The organism is Nitrospiraceae bacterium, from assembly GCA_019637075.1.
Taxonomy (GTDB): Bacteria; Nitrospirota; Nitrospiria; order Nitrospirales; family Nitrospiraceae; genus JAHBWI01.
In genome coordinates, this window is record JAHBWI010000006.1 from 56,409 (window position 1) to 71,371 (window position 14,963).

Here is a 14,963-nt window from a genome sequence, read left to right on the forward strand (position 1 = left end):
GGGCGGCGCAGGCGCAACTGGCCCTACCGCTCATTGGTGGATAGGAGGAGGAAGTTATGAAGTACCGGCATCTCGCATATTGGGCTCTGATCGCCGTGACCGTCGCAGGCTGTGCGACGGGTACGGCCCCGAACGATTCCGCGAGTCGCGCGTTAAACGAAATGAAGGCCAGCCCGCGCCCCATCCCACCCAAGCCGGATCCTCGCGACGGGCGCATTGCGGAACTGGAACGCGCATTGTCGGATCGCCAGAGTGAAATCGATCGCTTGCGTGGAACTGCCGGGCAGGTGTCCTCCCTGGAGGATCAGCTCCGTCGCAAGGACCAGGAAATCTCCTCCCTGCAGTCTCTCTCGAGTGAGCGGGACCGACTGACCAGCGAAAAAGACCGACTGACCAGCGAAAAAGACCGACTGGCCAGCGAAAAAGACCGACTGGCCAGCGAAAAAGACCGACTGACCGGCGAAAAAGACCGACTGACCGGCCGCATCGCTGACCTTGAACAGCAACTGTCGTCCAAAGACCAGGAACTCGGCGGTCTGCGTGGGCAGGCAGCGGATAGCAACCGAACGGCGCAACAGCTCGCAGCCCTGCAGGGCCAGTTGTCGACGAAACAACAGGAGTTGGCCGCATTGAAAACCGGTGCAGAAGACCGGAATCGGTTATCCTCCGAGCTGGCGCAGGCCAAGCAGCGCGTCGCGGAGCTGGAGCGACAGCTGATGGCAAAGGACCAGGAGTTAGCTGCGCTCAAGGGCGCAGCCGCCGACCGGGATCGCGTGACCGCAGACCTCGCCGCGGCTCGACAGCGGTCCTCCGATCTGGAGGGCGAGCTCTCCCGACGCGACCAGGAAATGGCCGGCCTGAAGGGCGCCCTCGACCAACAGCGCACGACCCTAGCCCAGGCGAAGGATGACCTCTCGAAGCTCCTGCAGGCTGAGGTGGCTAAAGGCAATGTCACGATGAAACAGTTGGGAGACCAATTGACGCTCGGCCTGGCCACGACGCTGCTGTTTGATTCCGGAGAATCGAGCCTCAAGCCCGGGGGCATGGATGTCTTGAAGCGTATCGGCGGAGTGCTCAAACAATACCCGGACCGTTCGATCCACGTGGCAGGCCACACGGACAATGTGCCAATCAGAGGCGCATTGGCCAAGAAATTCCCGACCAACCAAGAACTCTCACAAGCTCGGGCAGAAAGTGCGCGTCAGGCATTGATCGAGGGCGGGATGACCGTCGACCGCATCGATGCGATGGGGCATGCCGACAGCCGCCCGATCGCCTCTAATTCAACCGTCGAAGGCCGCCAACGGAACCGACGCGTCGAAATCGTGGTCAAACAGTAATTCACTTCCCCCCGGTCAGACTTGCAAGCCCAACCGGGAAAGCGCTACAGTAACAGCGCTTTCCCGGTCGCGACGACTGTGAGTTCCTGTGGCCATGTCGTTTGACGGGTTGCGTCTTCTCTTCTGCTGCTGCCGCTCTTCGTGCCTGGCACTCTTTACCGGCGACAATCCCTTCCCGGGACATTCTAGCTATGTCCGTTTTCATTGGGAGGTCTCATGAATCGCCTTGGATGGTTTCCTTTACTCTGCATCATGACCGCCGGCTGCAGCGCCGGTCCTGCATCCACACAGAGCACGGGAATGCCCGTGCCGCAGGAGCGGCCCGTCGCTCGTTCAGCTACGGATCTCAAACTGATGGCCCTGCAGGAGGAACGCGAGCAATTGCTTGTCACGCTCGGTGAGTTCCATGACCGCATCGGGGAACTGGAAAGTATGTTGGCTGACCAAAGCGGTCGGCCGGTCGGAAAATCTTACGATGAACTGTTGGCCGCCAAAGAAGCCGAACTGGCGGACCTTCGCAAGTTGATTCCGGAACGGGACAAGCAAGCTGCGCAGCTCGTCGCCGTGACTGCGTCCCTCGATACCGCCCGTCAGCGGCACGCCACACTAGAGCAACAGCTCGCTGCGCGCGACCAGGAATTGGCGGCCGTTCGCACCCAGGTGAACGCGATCACCGAGCTGGAGGCGGCACGCCGTCGAGTATCGGAACTGGAAACGCGCACGGCCACGCATGAAATGGACCTACGGGCCCTGAAGAGCAGCGGCGCCGAACGGGAAAGCCTTGTCGCCCAGCTGCAGACCGCAACCTCCACGCTTGAGAAGATGAAAGAGCGCATCGCAGCACTGGAGCACCAGCTTGCTGATCGCGAGCAAGCCTTCACGGCATTGCGGGCCGGCCTCGGTGAACGAGACCGGCTTGCCATCCAAGCAAAGGGACTTTCCACTGACGTGCAGCAATCGAAAGTGAAAATCTCTAGCCTTACGGGACAATTGGCCGAGAAATCACGCGAGTTGGAGTCACTTCGAGGTGTGATCGCTGAACGCGACAAGTTGTTGTCGCAGCTCAATGCCAGAAATGCCGAGCTGGGGCAAGCCAAGCAGCTGATGAACGAAATGGCACGACAAGGAAACGGAAAGCCCGGTCCGCCCCCGACTCATCCCGGGCGCAATCCAACGAGTACTACCGCCACAGCATCCACGACCCAGGCTGCCCGCTCGCCCCAAACCGGGTTGAGTCAAACGAAGGCTGACTTGATAAGACTGCTTGCAAACGAAGGGGGACCTGACGGGGTACTGGTCGGGGAACGGGGAGGGAGAGTCACAGTTGCGCTCCCATCACACCTGCTGTTCTCACCGGGAGAGGTAACGCTCAAGCCTGAAGGCATCGCGATTCTGAAGCGTATCGGCAACGTGCTGGGCCAACGCCCCGAGGCATTGGTGCAGGTCGCCGGCCATACGGATAATCAGCCGCCCAGCAAAACCCTACGGAAGTCGTTTCCAAACAATAAGGCGCTTTCGTGGGCGAGGGCGGAGAATGCGCGTCGCGCTCTGATAACCGGCGGTCTACCGGCCGATTCGACAAAGGCCATGGGGCTGGCCGATTCTCATCCGATCGCCACAAACAAGACCGAGGAAGGACGCCAGAAAAATCGGCGCGTGGAACTCGTCATCGCCCCATCGGCAATGACCGGTTCCGCCACCCAAGACCGCCAAACGCCCGACGGTCACCATGTTGCGGCACTATCCAACGCCGACTCCTCGCCCACGCACTAAGGCGGAAGGAGCCGACCTGTCTCAGGTCACAGATGGCAGAGACTGCTTTCAGGAGAACCCGCCACCGTTTCGCCAGACACCGTGGCCAGGATCCTGTAGTGGCCAAGTCCAAGTTCTTTTCCAAAAGCCTCACCGACCAGAACATCTTGCACGTGCTGATGGTCTGTCGCACGGAAATAGGAACGCCCTTCCTTGAGCCCATCGAACTCATGCCCATCGAGCGCTTTGATCAGCGCGCTCGCCTCGGTCGTGCCCGCACGTTGAATCGCTTCTAGGATTTGGGTCATCGCGGCATAGCCCAAATAGCAGCGCGACGTCGGGGTATGGTTGTACTTCTCGACGACGCCTTGAATGAATCGACGGGAACCCTCCGTATTGATCTTGGGATCCCAGATGAGCCCCCAGATTCCGGCGTTGTTGGCATATCCGAGCGGGCGTCCGATCTGTTCGCCGCTGATCATGCCTCCGACTCCTATCTTCTCCTTGGCCAACTCCAGTTTGCTGTAGGCCTTGAGCGCGTTGACGAGATCCCAGCCATATAAATTGAGGAGGATCCCCTGCGGTTTCGCATTCTTGGCATCCGTCATGGCGTTGGTGAAATCGGTCGTTCCGAAAGTTGTCGTCGCAGAGCCGATGATTTCTCCCCCAGCCCCTCTGAGCGCCTCCGCCATAGCATGATCGGCGGCCCGTCCGTCGAATGTGTCGGCCGTAATGGCATACCACTTGTTTCCATAAGCCTTCACCAGATGAGGCACCACCGCCTGCGCTAGCATTCTGGCACTCGGCATGAACACAAATGTATGGCTCTCACATTTTGCCCCGGTCAGGTCCGGAACGTAGGAACCGGTGACCATGAATAATTTCCGTTCCTGCTTAGCAATCTCAGACACTGCCAACGCCACGTCCCCGTTGAATGTGCCCATCAGGACATCGACACGGTCTTCCTTGATGAACTTCATGGCTGCCTTCACGGCCGCCTGTGGGTTGGAGGCATCGTCGGCCTCAAGTATCATGACTTGTCGCCCTAACACCCCGCCTCGTTTATTGAACAAATCCACCGCCACATTGGCGCCGTGGACATCATGAATCGAGGAAGTCTTATAGGGGCTCGAAAGCGGATCGAGGATTCCGATCTTAATCGGTTCGGCGGCATGAACCTGATTTAGTGGCCGCAACCGCCAGAAGTCTGGAAGGGAGAGAGTTCCCAGCACCATCGCCCCGCCCGTGGCAGCGGAGAGGCGCAAGAATTGTCGGCGCGACATGGTTTTCATGGGTTTCTCCACATTATTATCGTGATAATCCTGACGCCCTGCTGCTGCCTTTTTGGTACAGCTGCGTCGGAGAGACTTGTAGCACCGACGTCCATACCGGTCAAACGGTAGACAGAGCGGCTGGGGGAACGCTGGCTGGGAATTCCAACAACCAATACTGACACCGACAGGAGTCTAGGCAGGCAAAGCCGTGCAGGTTGGATCAAGAAGGGGACAACACACGATTAACTGTATTGGTCCCACGTATCACATTGCTTAATAGCCCAAAATACTGCCTCTTTTAGTCGCTTGAGGGCCATATTATCAGGATCCCTGATTGCCTGAAGTTTCTTGTCGAGGTCGTATAGCGGCTGAATAGACCGCTTGTCGGGGATCTTGCCGAGGGCCCACGCCACCTCCGTCAACACGGCCCAATCGGTCTTGGGGTCCTGCAGCTTCGCGAGCAGCGGCAACACGACTGACGCATCGCCATGTATTCCACCCAACTGCCCGAGCCCCTTAGCCGCCGCCGCTTGAAGTTCGATCTGCGGAGCTGAATCCAGCATTTCGACAAGCAAGGGAACGCCATCCTTCCCCATGTTTCCCATGGCGACCAAGGCCTGGTTAGCCAAATCGCGATCCTGCAGCGCTTCCCGCAGTTTCGGCAGAGCGGTATCAGCTTGCATCTCACCGAGAAGGGCAATAACTTTCAGCTTTCGGGCCTGTGATGTGTCGGAAGAATCCAGCACCTTGAGTAACCGGTCCGGCTGTCCCCATTCAGCCGCCAGTAACAGGGGAAATTCATACTTCTCGAGCCCCTCGCGCAGCGCAGCCATCGCATAGGGAGCTGCGTCTCCAGCCTGGGCCACCTGCGCCGCTTTCCCTGCATCCTCGAAGTCGGTGCGGACCTCCTTCTGCCATCGGACCTTCATCCCGCCCAAGGCATAGGTCAGCTGACAAGCAGGCCCCTTCCACAAACGGGACGGTGCATCGGGGAGATCATTGTCTCCCCCGGAAGAAGCCGTACCTTCCCACGTCTTCCGTTGCTCACATTTCACACGGAAGACCACATCATGGGGCTTAGCTGAATCGGTTACGACGGTATAGCCCAGGCTGGATAGCCGGCGCGCGATGACGTCGGCAAACTCACGCGGATCGCCTGGCCCCTTCTCGGACAACACCAGGGCCTCCACGAGCACGGTCTGAATTCGGCTGAGTTGGGCTTTTTGCTCTTCGGTGAAGTAGTCACGATAGGCCCAGGCACCGGTTATGGCGCCGAACAGGATGGCCGCACTCGCCGCAAGACTTGATAGCCGCTTCATCGCCAGTCCCTCCAGGTTCACCAGTACGCCGGACGGTGCTGCGTGGCGGGTCCCCCGCCCATCTATCTATTATATCCTCTCAGTTAGTGCCACTCCACCCATTTGCCAATCGGAATGTCCCGTCACCGCACACGCGCCAACCCGCAACGCCCATCGGCGAGGAGGTACCCGTCTATAGCCGTCTCAAATGCTGGAATTGAGACGGTGCCCCACCTGTGTATGGGTTGACAGGTATGCTCATTCGACGGTACAAAATGCCATTATCTAACGGGTCTTTCCACACGCAGGCAGCTGGTAAGGCATCCGGATACGCGATGCTCAGCGTCGTGCGAGAGTGGCGGAACTGGCAGACGCGCGAGACTTAGGATCTCGTGGGCAACCGTGGGGGTTCAAGTCCCCCCTCTCGCACCATTTCCCGAAGATCTCACAGCATCCATAATCTCACTCGGTATCCGGAGGGTTCGATCTCAACATGAAGATGGAAGTGACAGAGCTTGGCCCGATGAAACGGGCTCTAAAAATTGAAGTGCCCGCCGACGAAGTCAATCTGCGATTCAAAACTGCCTATTCCGAGCTGAACCGACAAGTCCGAATTCCGGGGTTCCGGCCTGGCAAGGCGCCGTTGCATCTCCTCGAACAACGCTACGCCAAGTCTGTTGAAGAAGATGTCATCCGCAGCCTGGTTCCAGACTATTATGATCGCGCCGTCCGTCAAGCAGGGATCGTTCCGGTGCTGGTTGAAATTCCTCCGCTCGAGCGGGTCAAGATCAAGAAAGATACGCCCTTTACGTTTACTGCAACCGTAGAGATCAAACCTACATTCGAGCTGCGGGACTACAAAGCACCGAATCCGATCTCCCTCAAGAAGGATGAGCGAACGGTCAGCGACGAACAAGTGCAGAAGGCGCTCGATGTGCTGCGGGAACAGATGGCGCAGTTGCATCCGGCACCCGAGACTGCTGCACTATCCGAAGGGGACTACGCGGTCCTCGACATCACCGGTACTCTCGATGGCCAGCCGCTTGAAGGAACTAAGAAGGAAGGCCATCTACACAAGGTAGGCTCAAAGGCCGCGGTCCTCGGGATCGATATCGAACCACACCTGCTGGGCAAGAAGCAGGGCGAGACGATCACCATCCCCCAGGCCTATCCTCCGACCCACCCAGACGCGCGTGTGGCTGGAAAGACGGTGACGTTCACCTGCACCGTGAAGTCGATCAAGCAGAAACAACTTCCCAAACTTGACGACGAGTTCGCCAAAGACTGCGGCCCATACCAATCATTGGATGAGATTCGCACCAAGTTGCGCACGGAAATCGAGCGCGCCCTTGCAAGAGACGTCGAGGAATCATACAAAGATACGATCTTGAAGCGACTCTCCGAGACACACCACTTCGACCTCCCGGAAACCCTCGTGGAGCGCGAACTCTCCGCCATGGTGCGGCAGCAACTCCAGAGCCGGCAGCGTCAGGCCGATGAGCCGACGGATCCCACCGCGTCGTCCCGAACCGAAGAAATCACTAAGCTTCAGACTGACTATCGTCCGGAGGCCGAACGCCGCGTGAAGGTCAGTTTGGTTCTGGAAGCCATCGCAGAGAAAGAAGGGCTCTCCGTCACGAACGAAGATTTCAATGCAGAGATTTCTCGTCTGGCCGCCGAAGTGAAACTCTCAGTCGAGGAAATTACCCGCATGATTCAGGCGGGAGGACGGGACTCGATTGATGACCTCAAGTCCAGAATTCTGGCGGACAAGGCGCTGGACTTCGTATATCGCCACGCCATGATCCAAGGGTAAAATTTGTATGGATCGTCAACGTCGAGTCCACAATGGTGCCGTCGACGTTCACTGTAGCGACCATGTAGACTGAAACACGTGCTCGCACTGGGCCTTTAGCGGAAAGGACTTGGCTGAATGCTAGTTCCGATTGTCGTCGAACAAACCAACCGCGGTGAACGTGCTTACGATATCTATTCGCGACTGCTCAAAGATCGCATCATTTTCCTTGGTGCCCCGATCGATGACGTTTTCGCAAATTTGATCATCGCGCAGCTGTTGTTTTTGGAGGCTGAGGATCCTGAAAAGGACATTAACCTCTATATCAATTCCCCCGGCGGGAGTGTGACAGCAGGCCTTGGGATCTACGACACGATGCAATACGTCAAGGCGCCCATTACGACCATCTGCCTCGGACAGGCCGCTAGCATGGGGGCATTCCTCCTGACCGCAGGCACCAAAGGCAAGCGTTTCGCCCTGCCGAACGCCCGAGTCATGATTCACCAACCGATGGGCGGTTTTCAGGGGCAGGCCACGGAGATCGACATCCATGCGCGCGAGATCCTCAAGATTCGCGAACGCCTCAACGAGATCATGGCCAAACACACCGGACAGCCGCTCGACAAGATTTCCCAGGATACTGAACGTGACTATTTCATGTCGGCGGAAGAGGCCAAACGGTACGGGCTCATTGATGAAGTGATCACAAGGCCGCTCAAGAGTCTCAAAGGGGCGGGGCAGTCGGAATCTGGCAAAGACGGTGGAAAGAGCTAGTTGACCTTGGAGTACAGGAGGCAGCATGGCTAAGCAGGAGAAGATCGACCGGCATCTGAGGTGTTCGTTCTGCGGGAAGAGCCGCGACGAAGTCCGCAAGCTGATTGCCGGGCCGACAGTGTATATCTGCGACGAGTGCGTCAATCTCTGCAATGACATCATTGCGGAGGATTGGGAAGAGGCCAAAGAGGAGATCTCGTCTAAACTCAAGAAGCCTGCTGAGATCAAGCACCACCTGGACCAATACGTCGTCGGACAGGATCGCGCCAAACGCATCCTATCGGTGGCAGTCCATAATCACTACAAGCGTATCTCGGCCAAGGAAAAGGACGTCGACGATGTTGAACTCCAGAAGGGCAACATCTTGATGATCGGTCCGACTGGGACCGGCAAGACTCTTTTGGCCCAAACGCTTGCCAAGTTCTTGGATGTCCCCTTTACGCTGGCGGATGCTACCACCTTGACGGAAGCCGGCTACGTCGGCGAGGACGTCGAGAATATCATTCTCAAACTGCTGCAAGCAGCGGACTACGATGTCGAGCGGGCGGAGCGGGGGATCGTCTACATCGATGAAATCGACAAGATCAGCAGAAAGAGCGACAGCCCCTCCATCACGCGCGATGTGTCCGGTGAAGGGGTCCAGCAGGCACTGCTGAAGCTGATAGAGGGGACGGTTGCGAACGTTCCTCCACAGGGTGGTCGTAAGCATCCCCATCAGGAATTCATCCAGGTGAACACCGCTAATATTTTGTTCATCTGCGGCGGAGCCTTCGTCGGGTTGGAGCATATCATCGAGCAACGGCTGAACCGCAAATCAATGGGGTTCGGTGCGGAAGTCAGGGGCAAGAATGATATCAGGCTGGGAGAACTCCTCCCACACGTCCAGCCGGAGGACCTTCTCCGATACGGGCTTATCCCGGAGTTCATCGGGCGATTACCTGTGACTGCGACCCTGGATGAATTGGACGAGAAGGCCCTGATCAAGATCTTGACTGAGCCGAGGAATGCCCTCACGAAACAGTACGAAAAGCTCTTGTCTTTCGAGAAGGTGAAGCTGCGGTTCACGGAAGGGGCTTTGGGCGCCATTGCTCGCAGGGCGTTCACCCAGAAAACCGGAGCCCGCGGGCTCCGTGCGATTCTGGAAGAAGTGATGCTGGACGTGATGTACGACGCCCCGTCCCAAAAGCAAATCAAGGAAGTCCTGATCACCGAGGATGCCATTAGCGGCAAACACGCGCCGATCCGCATCTTCGAGCATGATAAGGACGTTAAGAGCGCCTAGCCTCGAACCCGGTCTCGAGAAGGCAGGACCGCACATATGTCGGAGAGGAGGGGGCTTCGGCCCCCTCCTTGTTTTCTCCTAGACCCGTCCCCCTCCCCCCTACCAAGCCTAAAACTCTGTTTTAGTCGACAATCGACAATCCTGCGGTATACTTCCAGCAAGGACGGGATACCCTAGAACTTTACCTAAGGACGATGTCTGTGAAATTCCCCGTTGTTTCCAGCAACCGACACAAGGGCAAAACCATAGAGATCGATGCCTCGCGGGAGACCATTACGCTGGTTGGCATTAACGGAGAACCGATGGGGAGCCTCGCATGGGACTTCGTCGTCGACCAGATTCTCGCCTACCGAAAACCCCAGCAGCCGCGAGACGCACGCTCGGAGCCACGCATCTCGCTGTCCATACGCGTCAAGTACAACACCCCCGAAGGTCACCAGTTTGAAAGCCGTGCCGGAGGAATCGGCGGCGGCGGATTGTTTATAGAAAGTTCAAGCCCCCTGTCGGTTGGCATCAAACTGTCGATGGAATTTACATTACCTGAGAGCCCCACTGAGTGGCTCTCGGCGAAAGGCGTGGTCGCCTGGGTATGCCCCAAGGCCGATCAATACACGTTCAGCCCAGGCATGGGCGTTCGGTTTACCGATATCGCCCCGGAAACCAGAAATCGCGTGCTGAGCTTGGTGCACTCGGTCAAGGGTGTACCGCCGGCCGCATAGGAACCCTCGCCACGTACCACGCGACGGGTACGCAACACACCCTCGACGCCTTCAGGAACTAAATCGCGATGAAATTTCCGGTTACTGCCACGCGTGAGCACCAGGGCAAGACCATTGAAATCGATTGCGACCAGGAAACGCTCACGCTCTTTAACGAGCGGGGCCAGCGGATGGGAACCTTGGGATGGGGCACATTGATCGAACGCATCCTTTCCGTGGATGAAGATGCCAGATTCGCACATAGCCGGGCACACCCACGGGCCCCCTTGGCAATCAAGGTGCATTGCGTCACGCACGACGGCAAGAAGTTTGATAGCCTGACGGGTGGAATTGGAGGGGGCGGGCTATTTATTGAAAGCAGTACGCCGCTTGCCCAAGGCACCGAACTCAGCCTCGAATTTGCCCTTCCTGACAGACCCGGTGAGAAGTTCACGGCACGTGCGAAGGTGGCCTGGACCCGGTCAAAACCCGAGCGGTACCTTCTCTTCCCTGGAATGGGCGTTCAATTTACCGACATCGATCAGCAGGCACAGCAGCGCTTGGTCGAACTGGTCAACGCCCTCAATCGTTCCCGGGCCGTGGCATAGAAAACTCGACGGCCCATTCCGCCCAGCGCCGCACATTCGAATTCGCATCGCGTGCGGCAACCCGCTGCAGATTCGCTAACACCTTCGGATCTCCAAGTTTCCCGAGACGATAGGCACATTCCGCCCGCACCCCGGCATCCGAATCCCGTTCCATCAACTCTGCAAGCGGCGTGACTGCGCGGGGATCACCCGTTTCCCCGAGCGTCGCCGCGGCGCCTTGCCTCACCGAAGCATCGGAGTCATTCAGAGCCGCCACCAGCACAGGAGAGTACTGGGGCGCGCTCTGTCCAAGCAGTGCATGGCTCGCCGCCGTCCGACTTGAAGTTCGGCCACTCGCCAACACCTTCAACATGTCGCGTTGCCGGTCGCGCCCGAGCTCCAGTTCCCCCAACGCCAATGCACTCGCCGCCGACACGTTGGACTGGGGGTCATCAAGGCCCACAACCAGGGCGGCCGCGGCCCCCTTGGCCCCAACCCGTCCCAACGCCAAAGCAACCGCCTCACGCACCCGAGGATCTTTATCTCTCAGGGCACCGGTCAATGCCGGTCCAGCCACAGGCGATCCCAGTTTCCCCAGCGCTTCGGCGGCGGTTCGACGCACATCCGCCGTGGGGTCCTGAAGAAGGGCGATCATTCGAGTGGCTACGGCGTCAAGAGGCGAAGGCGGAGTGTCGACGTAGCAAGCTGAGAGGGTGCCGACACAGATGGCGATGGCGGCACGAGCCCAGAAAGGACGGAGGGTACCCGCCGAACCATCCAGAGCAGCCGTCATGGGGAATATCCACTCAGACAGGTTTGGCGGGAGGAGGTTCATCCATCGCGGGAGCCTGTTTCGCAGCCTCGATGGATTGCTCCAGTTCCTTTTGTGCCGCGTCGATTTCTGCTTGAATCGTGCGCATTTCAGGATCGACAGAGCCTCGGACGTCCGCAACAGCCTGGCGGAACGTTCTCAAGGCATCGCCTAGCCCCTCCCCGAGACTCTGCATGTCGTTTGGAGACACACCCGTGGACGTCGGCGCCGCATTCTTAGCCTTCATGGCCGCTTGTGCCGCCTGCACACGAGCAACGGCGTCCTTATTGACGATGGCGGAGGGTCGCTTTGCGGCCGGCTTCGCTTGAGCGCCAGGGGGAAGGGGCGGATACTGGCCGCGCCCCATTGGAGCAGGGGTGGCCATGCGTTCTTCCATTGTTGGGGGTTGATGTCCCTGGGCTACGGCGGAGCCCTGCGCTGCCTGACCGGGAGCGACGGTTGCGACACGGGGCCTGTAAGGCTGGGCCGACTGCGGACCTTGCGGGGCCGCGGAAGCCATGAGTGCTGCCGTGGTCCCAGGCGTGAGTTCAGGTCCCGGCGTATAGGGGGCGGTTGGGGTCGGCCGAGGTGCCGAAGCCATCGCTGCCTGGGTAGCAACAGCGGGTGGTGCTGGTTCAGCCGAAGGTGTCGCGGCCGCAGGAGCCTGCACCGCTGAAGTCTCAGGGCTGCCGGCGGCAGCCTCGGGCGGCGGAATATCGTTCACTTCCTTCTTGAATCCTCTGAGCGCCTTCCCAACTCCTTCTCCGATCTGGGGAAGCTTTCCTGCGCCAAAAATGATCAAGACAATGACCAAGATGATGATCAGTTCGGAAAATCCCATGGTGCCAAACATTGTATATACCCTCTCTCGGTAAAAAGGGACCGCCGACCCTGACAACCGTCGCATCCGTGGCCCAAAGTATCACGTTAGCCGCCCGACAAGTTGCCTGTCAAGAAAGCAAGAAGCGTTGAAGGAATAGGGACTGGAGCCAGAGACTAGCGCGCAGGAATCGGTATGGGAACGATGGTCGTTTGGAGAGGTTGCCCATAGACAACCGCGTCATTTGGTGACAGATACACATCCAACTCGCTGCGAATACCGAATTCCCCTGGAAGGTAGATCCCCGGTTCAATCGAGAAACAGGTGTTCGGTAAGAGACGACGGCCATCCTGCGTCTCGAGGTTGTCGATGTTAGCCCCATTGCCGTGTACCTCTTCGCCGATGGAATGTCCGGTGCGATGTACAAACCGCTCGCCGTAGCCGGCAGACTGAATCACCTCTCGGCACACATCGTCCGCTTCCCACCCGAATGGGAAACTTCCACTCCTCACCCGTTCCTGGACAAAACTCAATGCGGCGTCCCGTGCTTGTCGCACGATCTGGAAGACCTCTTCCTGGCGTGGGGGAATGCGTTCGCCCACATAGCCGGTCCAGGTGATGTCTGCATACACCGACCCCTGCGTCGTTTGTTTGGCCCACAAATCAATTAGCACGAGATCTCCCGGCCTGATGGGGGAAGAACCCTCGGCCGTCGGACCATAATGAGGATCTGCGCTATGGGCATTTACGGCAGCGATCGGCGGGCTGGAGGTGTGCAAACCACGGGCAGCCATCCGTGACAGGATGAATTGCTGAAGATCGTATTCCGTCAATGGGGCCTGCCGAGCAAGCGCCGAGCCAACGAAAGCAAAGGCCTCGTCTACAATCGCCCGCAACCCTTCGGCAGCCACACGATGGGAGGCCAGTTGATCGGCATCCCAAACCGCTTCAAAGCGCTGGACGAGATCCGCGGAAGACACTACCTCGACGTCATAACTGCGCACGAGTTCGAGCGTTCCCGCATCGACACGCGACAAGTACGGGATCGCATTCATCGGGGAATACTGCATGGCGATACGCCGCGCCGACTGCAGGACATAGCCCAGCGCGCTCTGCTGCTCCTTCCAGGAGACATAAGGCCACGCTTCGCCGGGTAACGCGTCGAGCACATGCGGCTCGATGCGATGCAGCAGTTTTACCGGAGTGCCGTAGGCGGGAATCCAATAGTACCAGCGACGGGTCACATGCAAGGTTGAATCAAGCATCAACACTCGGTAGGCGATCGGATCTAGATGTCGAAAGTCGTAAAACAACCAGCCGTCGAGCTGCGGCTGCTCCCGTATGGCCTCCTGGATCCGCGCCACGCGGGTTGCATGAAGGGGTGAGTCGTCCATAGGCCCATCATATCCCGCTCGGCCCGTGGATGCCACCACTCCAGGCTGTTTTCGCCGACGCACGAATGGTACAATCCCACTCCTTGTCCATGACGCTCCAACCTGCATCCGACTCCAACGCATTTCGTGTCACGTTTTTTTTCGGGCCCGACCCGGTCGACGAACGGCCGGACCTGTCACACTGTGTGTTCAACGTGAAGAAGCGGAGTTGGAAAGGCGGCGTGCAGGTCTCAGTGGAGGTGACCCAGGATCAGATCGACCGGCTGAGACAGCAGATCGGTTATCAGGATTGGTTCATGACACTGCTCACCAAGATCAGCCCCGAGGACCGGCAGCCGGTTCTGGACCGCAGTGATGATCTCTTCGTCCAAGCGTTATGCGCGTGCAAGCTCGATTTGGCGATGGAACAAGGCTTGGAGCAAGCGAATCAAACACTCGCCGCAGATCGCCTTGGGCAAGAGCTGGAACTGCTCGCGAGCCAACGCCCGACCGCGATCATCGACTATGTGACCGCGGAGCTCGATCTGGCGACGGAGCTCTGAGAGGGGTTTGAAATCCAGATTGAATTTGTTATAACCGCTGAGACTGGCTACAATTGAGCGATACTGCGTCATTATTTCAACACATCACCCATCCAGCACACGGACTACTAGCATCAAGGAGGGGCCCATCGTGAACGTTTTGTCAAACAGCTGCGCCCGGACGACGCGCCGCCTCTGCACCCAGCTCGTCATTCTCACGATCATCATGACTTTCTGTTCAGCCCTCTTCGTGGCCCCGCTCTCCGCGCAGGAAACCGGCAACACGACGGCGTCATCGGCGGACAGCTCGCCCTCGGGTGTCGGCATCCAAGCCGGCTCGGCCCTGGCGACGATTCTCTACTTCCCGTTCAAGGCCGCCTTTGCACTGGGTGGAGGCGTCGTAGGGGGTCTGGCCTATGCATTCTCCGGTGGAAGCGAACAGACGGCCAAGAGCATTTGGATCCCCAGCATGTACGGCACCTACATCATCACTCCCGATCACCTGAGAGGCGATAAGCCGATCCGGTTCCTCGGCGTCCCGGGCGATTCATCGAAGGACGCCTCTGACGCACCGGTCCAAGAACCGGCGCCGCTCCCACTGGAGCCGATCCGATAGC

The 14,963-nt window shown here is 58.5% G+C and carries 14 protein-coding genes and 1 tRNA gene; 10 read left to right on the top strand and 5 right to left on the bottom strand.

All coding sequences use genetic code 11. The features are described from left to right. Nucleotides 1-56 precede the first annotated feature (56 nt). On the top strand, nucleotides 57-1,340 hold the full coding sequence (locus tag KF814_15675) for an OmpA family protein (protein ID MBX3237587.1): 1,284 nt from the start codon (nucleotides 57-59) through the stop codon (nucleotides 1,338-1,340). 216 nt (nucleotides 1,341-1,556) lie between these two features. Next, on the top strand, nucleotides 1,557-3,113 hold the full coding sequence (locus KF814_15680; GenBank protein MBX3237588.1) for an OmpA family protein: 1,557 nt from the start codon (nucleotides 1,557-1,559) through the stop codon (nucleotides 3,111-3,113). Nucleotides 3,114-3,139: 26 nt separating this feature from the next. Here the strand turns inward: KF814_15680 and KF814_15685 are convergent, their stop codons facing one another. Beyond that, complete coding sequence (locus KF814_15685) at nucleotides 3,140-4,384, bottom strand: ABC transporter substrate-binding protein (GenBank protein ID MBX3237589.1); 1,245 nt, start codon at nucleotides 4,382-4,384, stop codon at nucleotides 3,140-3,142. Between the two features lie 224 nt (nucleotides 4,385-4,608). Continuing rightward, nucleotides 4,609-5,685, bottom strand: coding sequence for a HEAT repeat domain-containing protein (locus KF814_15690; GenBank protein ID MBX3237590.1), 1,077 nt, complete (start codon nucleotides 5,683-5,685; stop codon nucleotides 4,609-4,611). A gap of 328 nt (nucleotides 5,686-6,013) precedes the next feature. On the opposite strand from KF814_15690, the gene KF814_15695 reads away from it, so the two are divergent. The 6 genes from KF814_15695 to KF814_15720 all read left to right on the top strand — a co-directional run bounded on the left by KF814_15695 (nucleotide 6,014) and on the right by KF814_15720 (nucleotide 10,821). Next, a tRNA-Leu gene (locus tag KF814_15695) sits at nucleotides 6,014-6,096 on the top strand. 61 nt (nucleotides 6,097-6,157) lie between these two features. After that, complete coding sequence (gene tig / locus KF814_15700; GenBank protein MBX3237591.1) at nucleotides 6,158-7,480, top strand: trigger factor; 1,323 nt, start codon at nucleotides 6,158-6,160, stop codon at nucleotides 7,478-7,480. A gap of 117 nt (nucleotides 7,481-7,597) precedes the next feature. Beyond that, a complete protein-coding gene (gene clpP / locus KF814_15705) occupies nucleotides 7,598-8,233 on the top strand; it encodes an ATP-dependent Clp endopeptidase proteolytic subunit ClpP (protein MBX3237592.1) in 636 nt (211 codons plus the stop codon). A 25-nt stretch (nucleotides 8,234-8,258) separates the two neighbouring features. Further along, nucleotides 8,259-9,515: an ATP-dependent Clp protease ATP-binding subunit ClpX gene (clpX, locus tag KF814_15710; protein MBX3237593.1), complete on the top strand. Its 1,257-nt coding sequence runs from the start codon at nucleotides 8,259-8,261 to the stop codon at nucleotides 9,513-9,515. Between the two features lie 200 nt (nucleotides 9,516-9,715). Next, on the top strand, nucleotides 9,716-10,234 hold the full coding sequence (locus tag KF814_15715; GenBank protein ID MBX3237594.1) for a PilZ domain-containing protein: 519 nt from the start codon (nucleotides 9,716-9,718) through the stop codon (nucleotides 10,232-10,234). 68 nt (nucleotides 10,235-10,302) lie between these two features. After that, the gene (locus KF814_15720; protein MBX3237595.1) at nucleotides 10,303-10,821 is read left to right on the top strand and encodes a PilZ domain-containing protein; all 519 of its coding nucleotides are present in this window, start codon (nucleotides 10,303-10,305) and stop codon (nucleotides 10,819-10,821) included. Here the strand turns inward: KF814_15720 and KF814_15725 are convergent. From KF814_15725 to KF814_15735, 3 genes are all read right to left on the bottom strand, one after another. After that, nucleotides 10,796-11,593 carry a HEAT repeat domain-containing protein gene (locus KF814_15725; protein ID MBX3237596.1) on the bottom strand — a complete coding sequence of 266 codons (798 nt, stop codon included), beginning with the start codon at nucleotides 11,591-11,593 and terminating at the stop codon, nucleotides 10,796-10,798. The genes KF814_15720 and KF814_15725 overlap by 26 nt on opposite strands. A gap of 13 nt (nucleotides 11,594-11,606) precedes the next feature. Further along, entirely contained in the window at nucleotides 11,607-12,464 is an 858-nt protein-coding gene (gene tatA / locus KF814_15730; GenBank protein MBX3237597.1) for a twin-arginine translocase TatA/TatE family subunit, read from the bottom strand. Between the two features lie 143 nt (nucleotides 12,465-12,607). Then, the gene (locus KF814_15735) at nucleotides 12,608-13,825 is read right to left on the bottom strand and encodes an aminopeptidase P family protein (protein MBX3237598.1); all 1,218 of its coding nucleotides are present in this window, start codon (nucleotides 13,823-13,825) and stop codon (nucleotides 12,608-12,610) included. Nucleotides 13,826-13,890: 65 nt separating this feature from the next. Between KF814_15735 and KF814_15740 the strand changes: the two genes are divergently transcribed. Further along, nucleotides 13,891-14,367, top strand: coding sequence for a hypothetical protein (locus KF814_15740; protein ID MBX3237599.1), 477 nt, complete (start codon nucleotides 13,891-13,893; stop codon nucleotides 14,365-14,367). Between the two features lie 130 nt (nucleotides 14,368-14,497). After that, entirely contained in the window at nucleotides 14,498-14,962 is a 465-nt protein-coding gene (locus KF814_15745; protein ID MBX3237600.1) for a hypothetical protein, read from the top strand. Nucleotide 14,963: the final 1 nt, after the last annotated feature.

Excerpts from the sequence above, each read along its gene's own strand:
- KF814_15675 (MBX3237587.1), top strand. The coding sequence starts at position 57 with ATGAAGTACCGGCATCTCGCATATTGGGCTCTGATCGCCGTGACCGTC.
- KF814_15680 (MBX3237588.1), top strand. The coding sequence starts at position 1,557 with ATGAATCGCCTTGGATGGTTTCCTTTACTCTGCATCATGACCGCCGGC.
- KF814_15685 (MBX3237589.1), bottom strand. The coding sequence starts at position 4,384 with ATGAAAACCATGTCGCGCCGACAATTCTTGCGCCTCTCCGCTGCCACG.
- KF814_15690 (MBX3237590.1), bottom strand. The coding sequence starts at position 5,685 with ATGAAGCGGCTATCAAGTCTTGCGGCGAGTGCGGCCATCCTGTTCGGC.
- tig (MBX3237591.1), top strand. The coding sequence starts at position 6,158 with ATGAAGATGGAAGTGACAGAGCTTGGCCCGATGAAACGGGCTCTAAAA.
- clpP (MBX3237592.1), top strand. The coding sequence starts at position 7,598 with ATGCTAGTTCCGATTGTCGTCGAACAAACCAACCGCGGTGAACGTGCT.
- clpX (MBX3237593.1), top strand. The coding sequence starts at position 8,259 with ATGGCTAAGCAGGAGAAGATCGACCGGCATCTGAGGTGTTCGTTCTGC.
- KF814_15720 (MBX3237595.1), top strand. The coding sequence starts at position 10,303 with ATGAAATTTCCGGTTACTGCCACGCGTGAGCACCAGGGCAAGACCATT.
- KF814_15725 (MBX3237596.1), bottom strand. The coding sequence starts at position 11,593 with ATGACGGCTGCTCTGGATGGTTCGGCGGGTACCCTCCGTCCTTTCTGG.
- tatA (MBX3237597.1), bottom strand. The coding sequence starts at position 12,464 with ATGTTTGGCACCATGGGATTTTCCGAACTGATCATCATCTTGGTCATT.
- KF814_15735 (MBX3237598.1), bottom strand. The coding sequence starts at position 13,825 with ATGGACGACTCACCCCTTCATGCAACCCGCGTGGCGCGGATCCAGGAG.
- KF814_15740 (MBX3237599.1), top strand. The coding sequence starts at position 13,891 with ATGGTACAATCCCACTCCTTGTCCATGACGCTCCAACCTGCATCCGAC.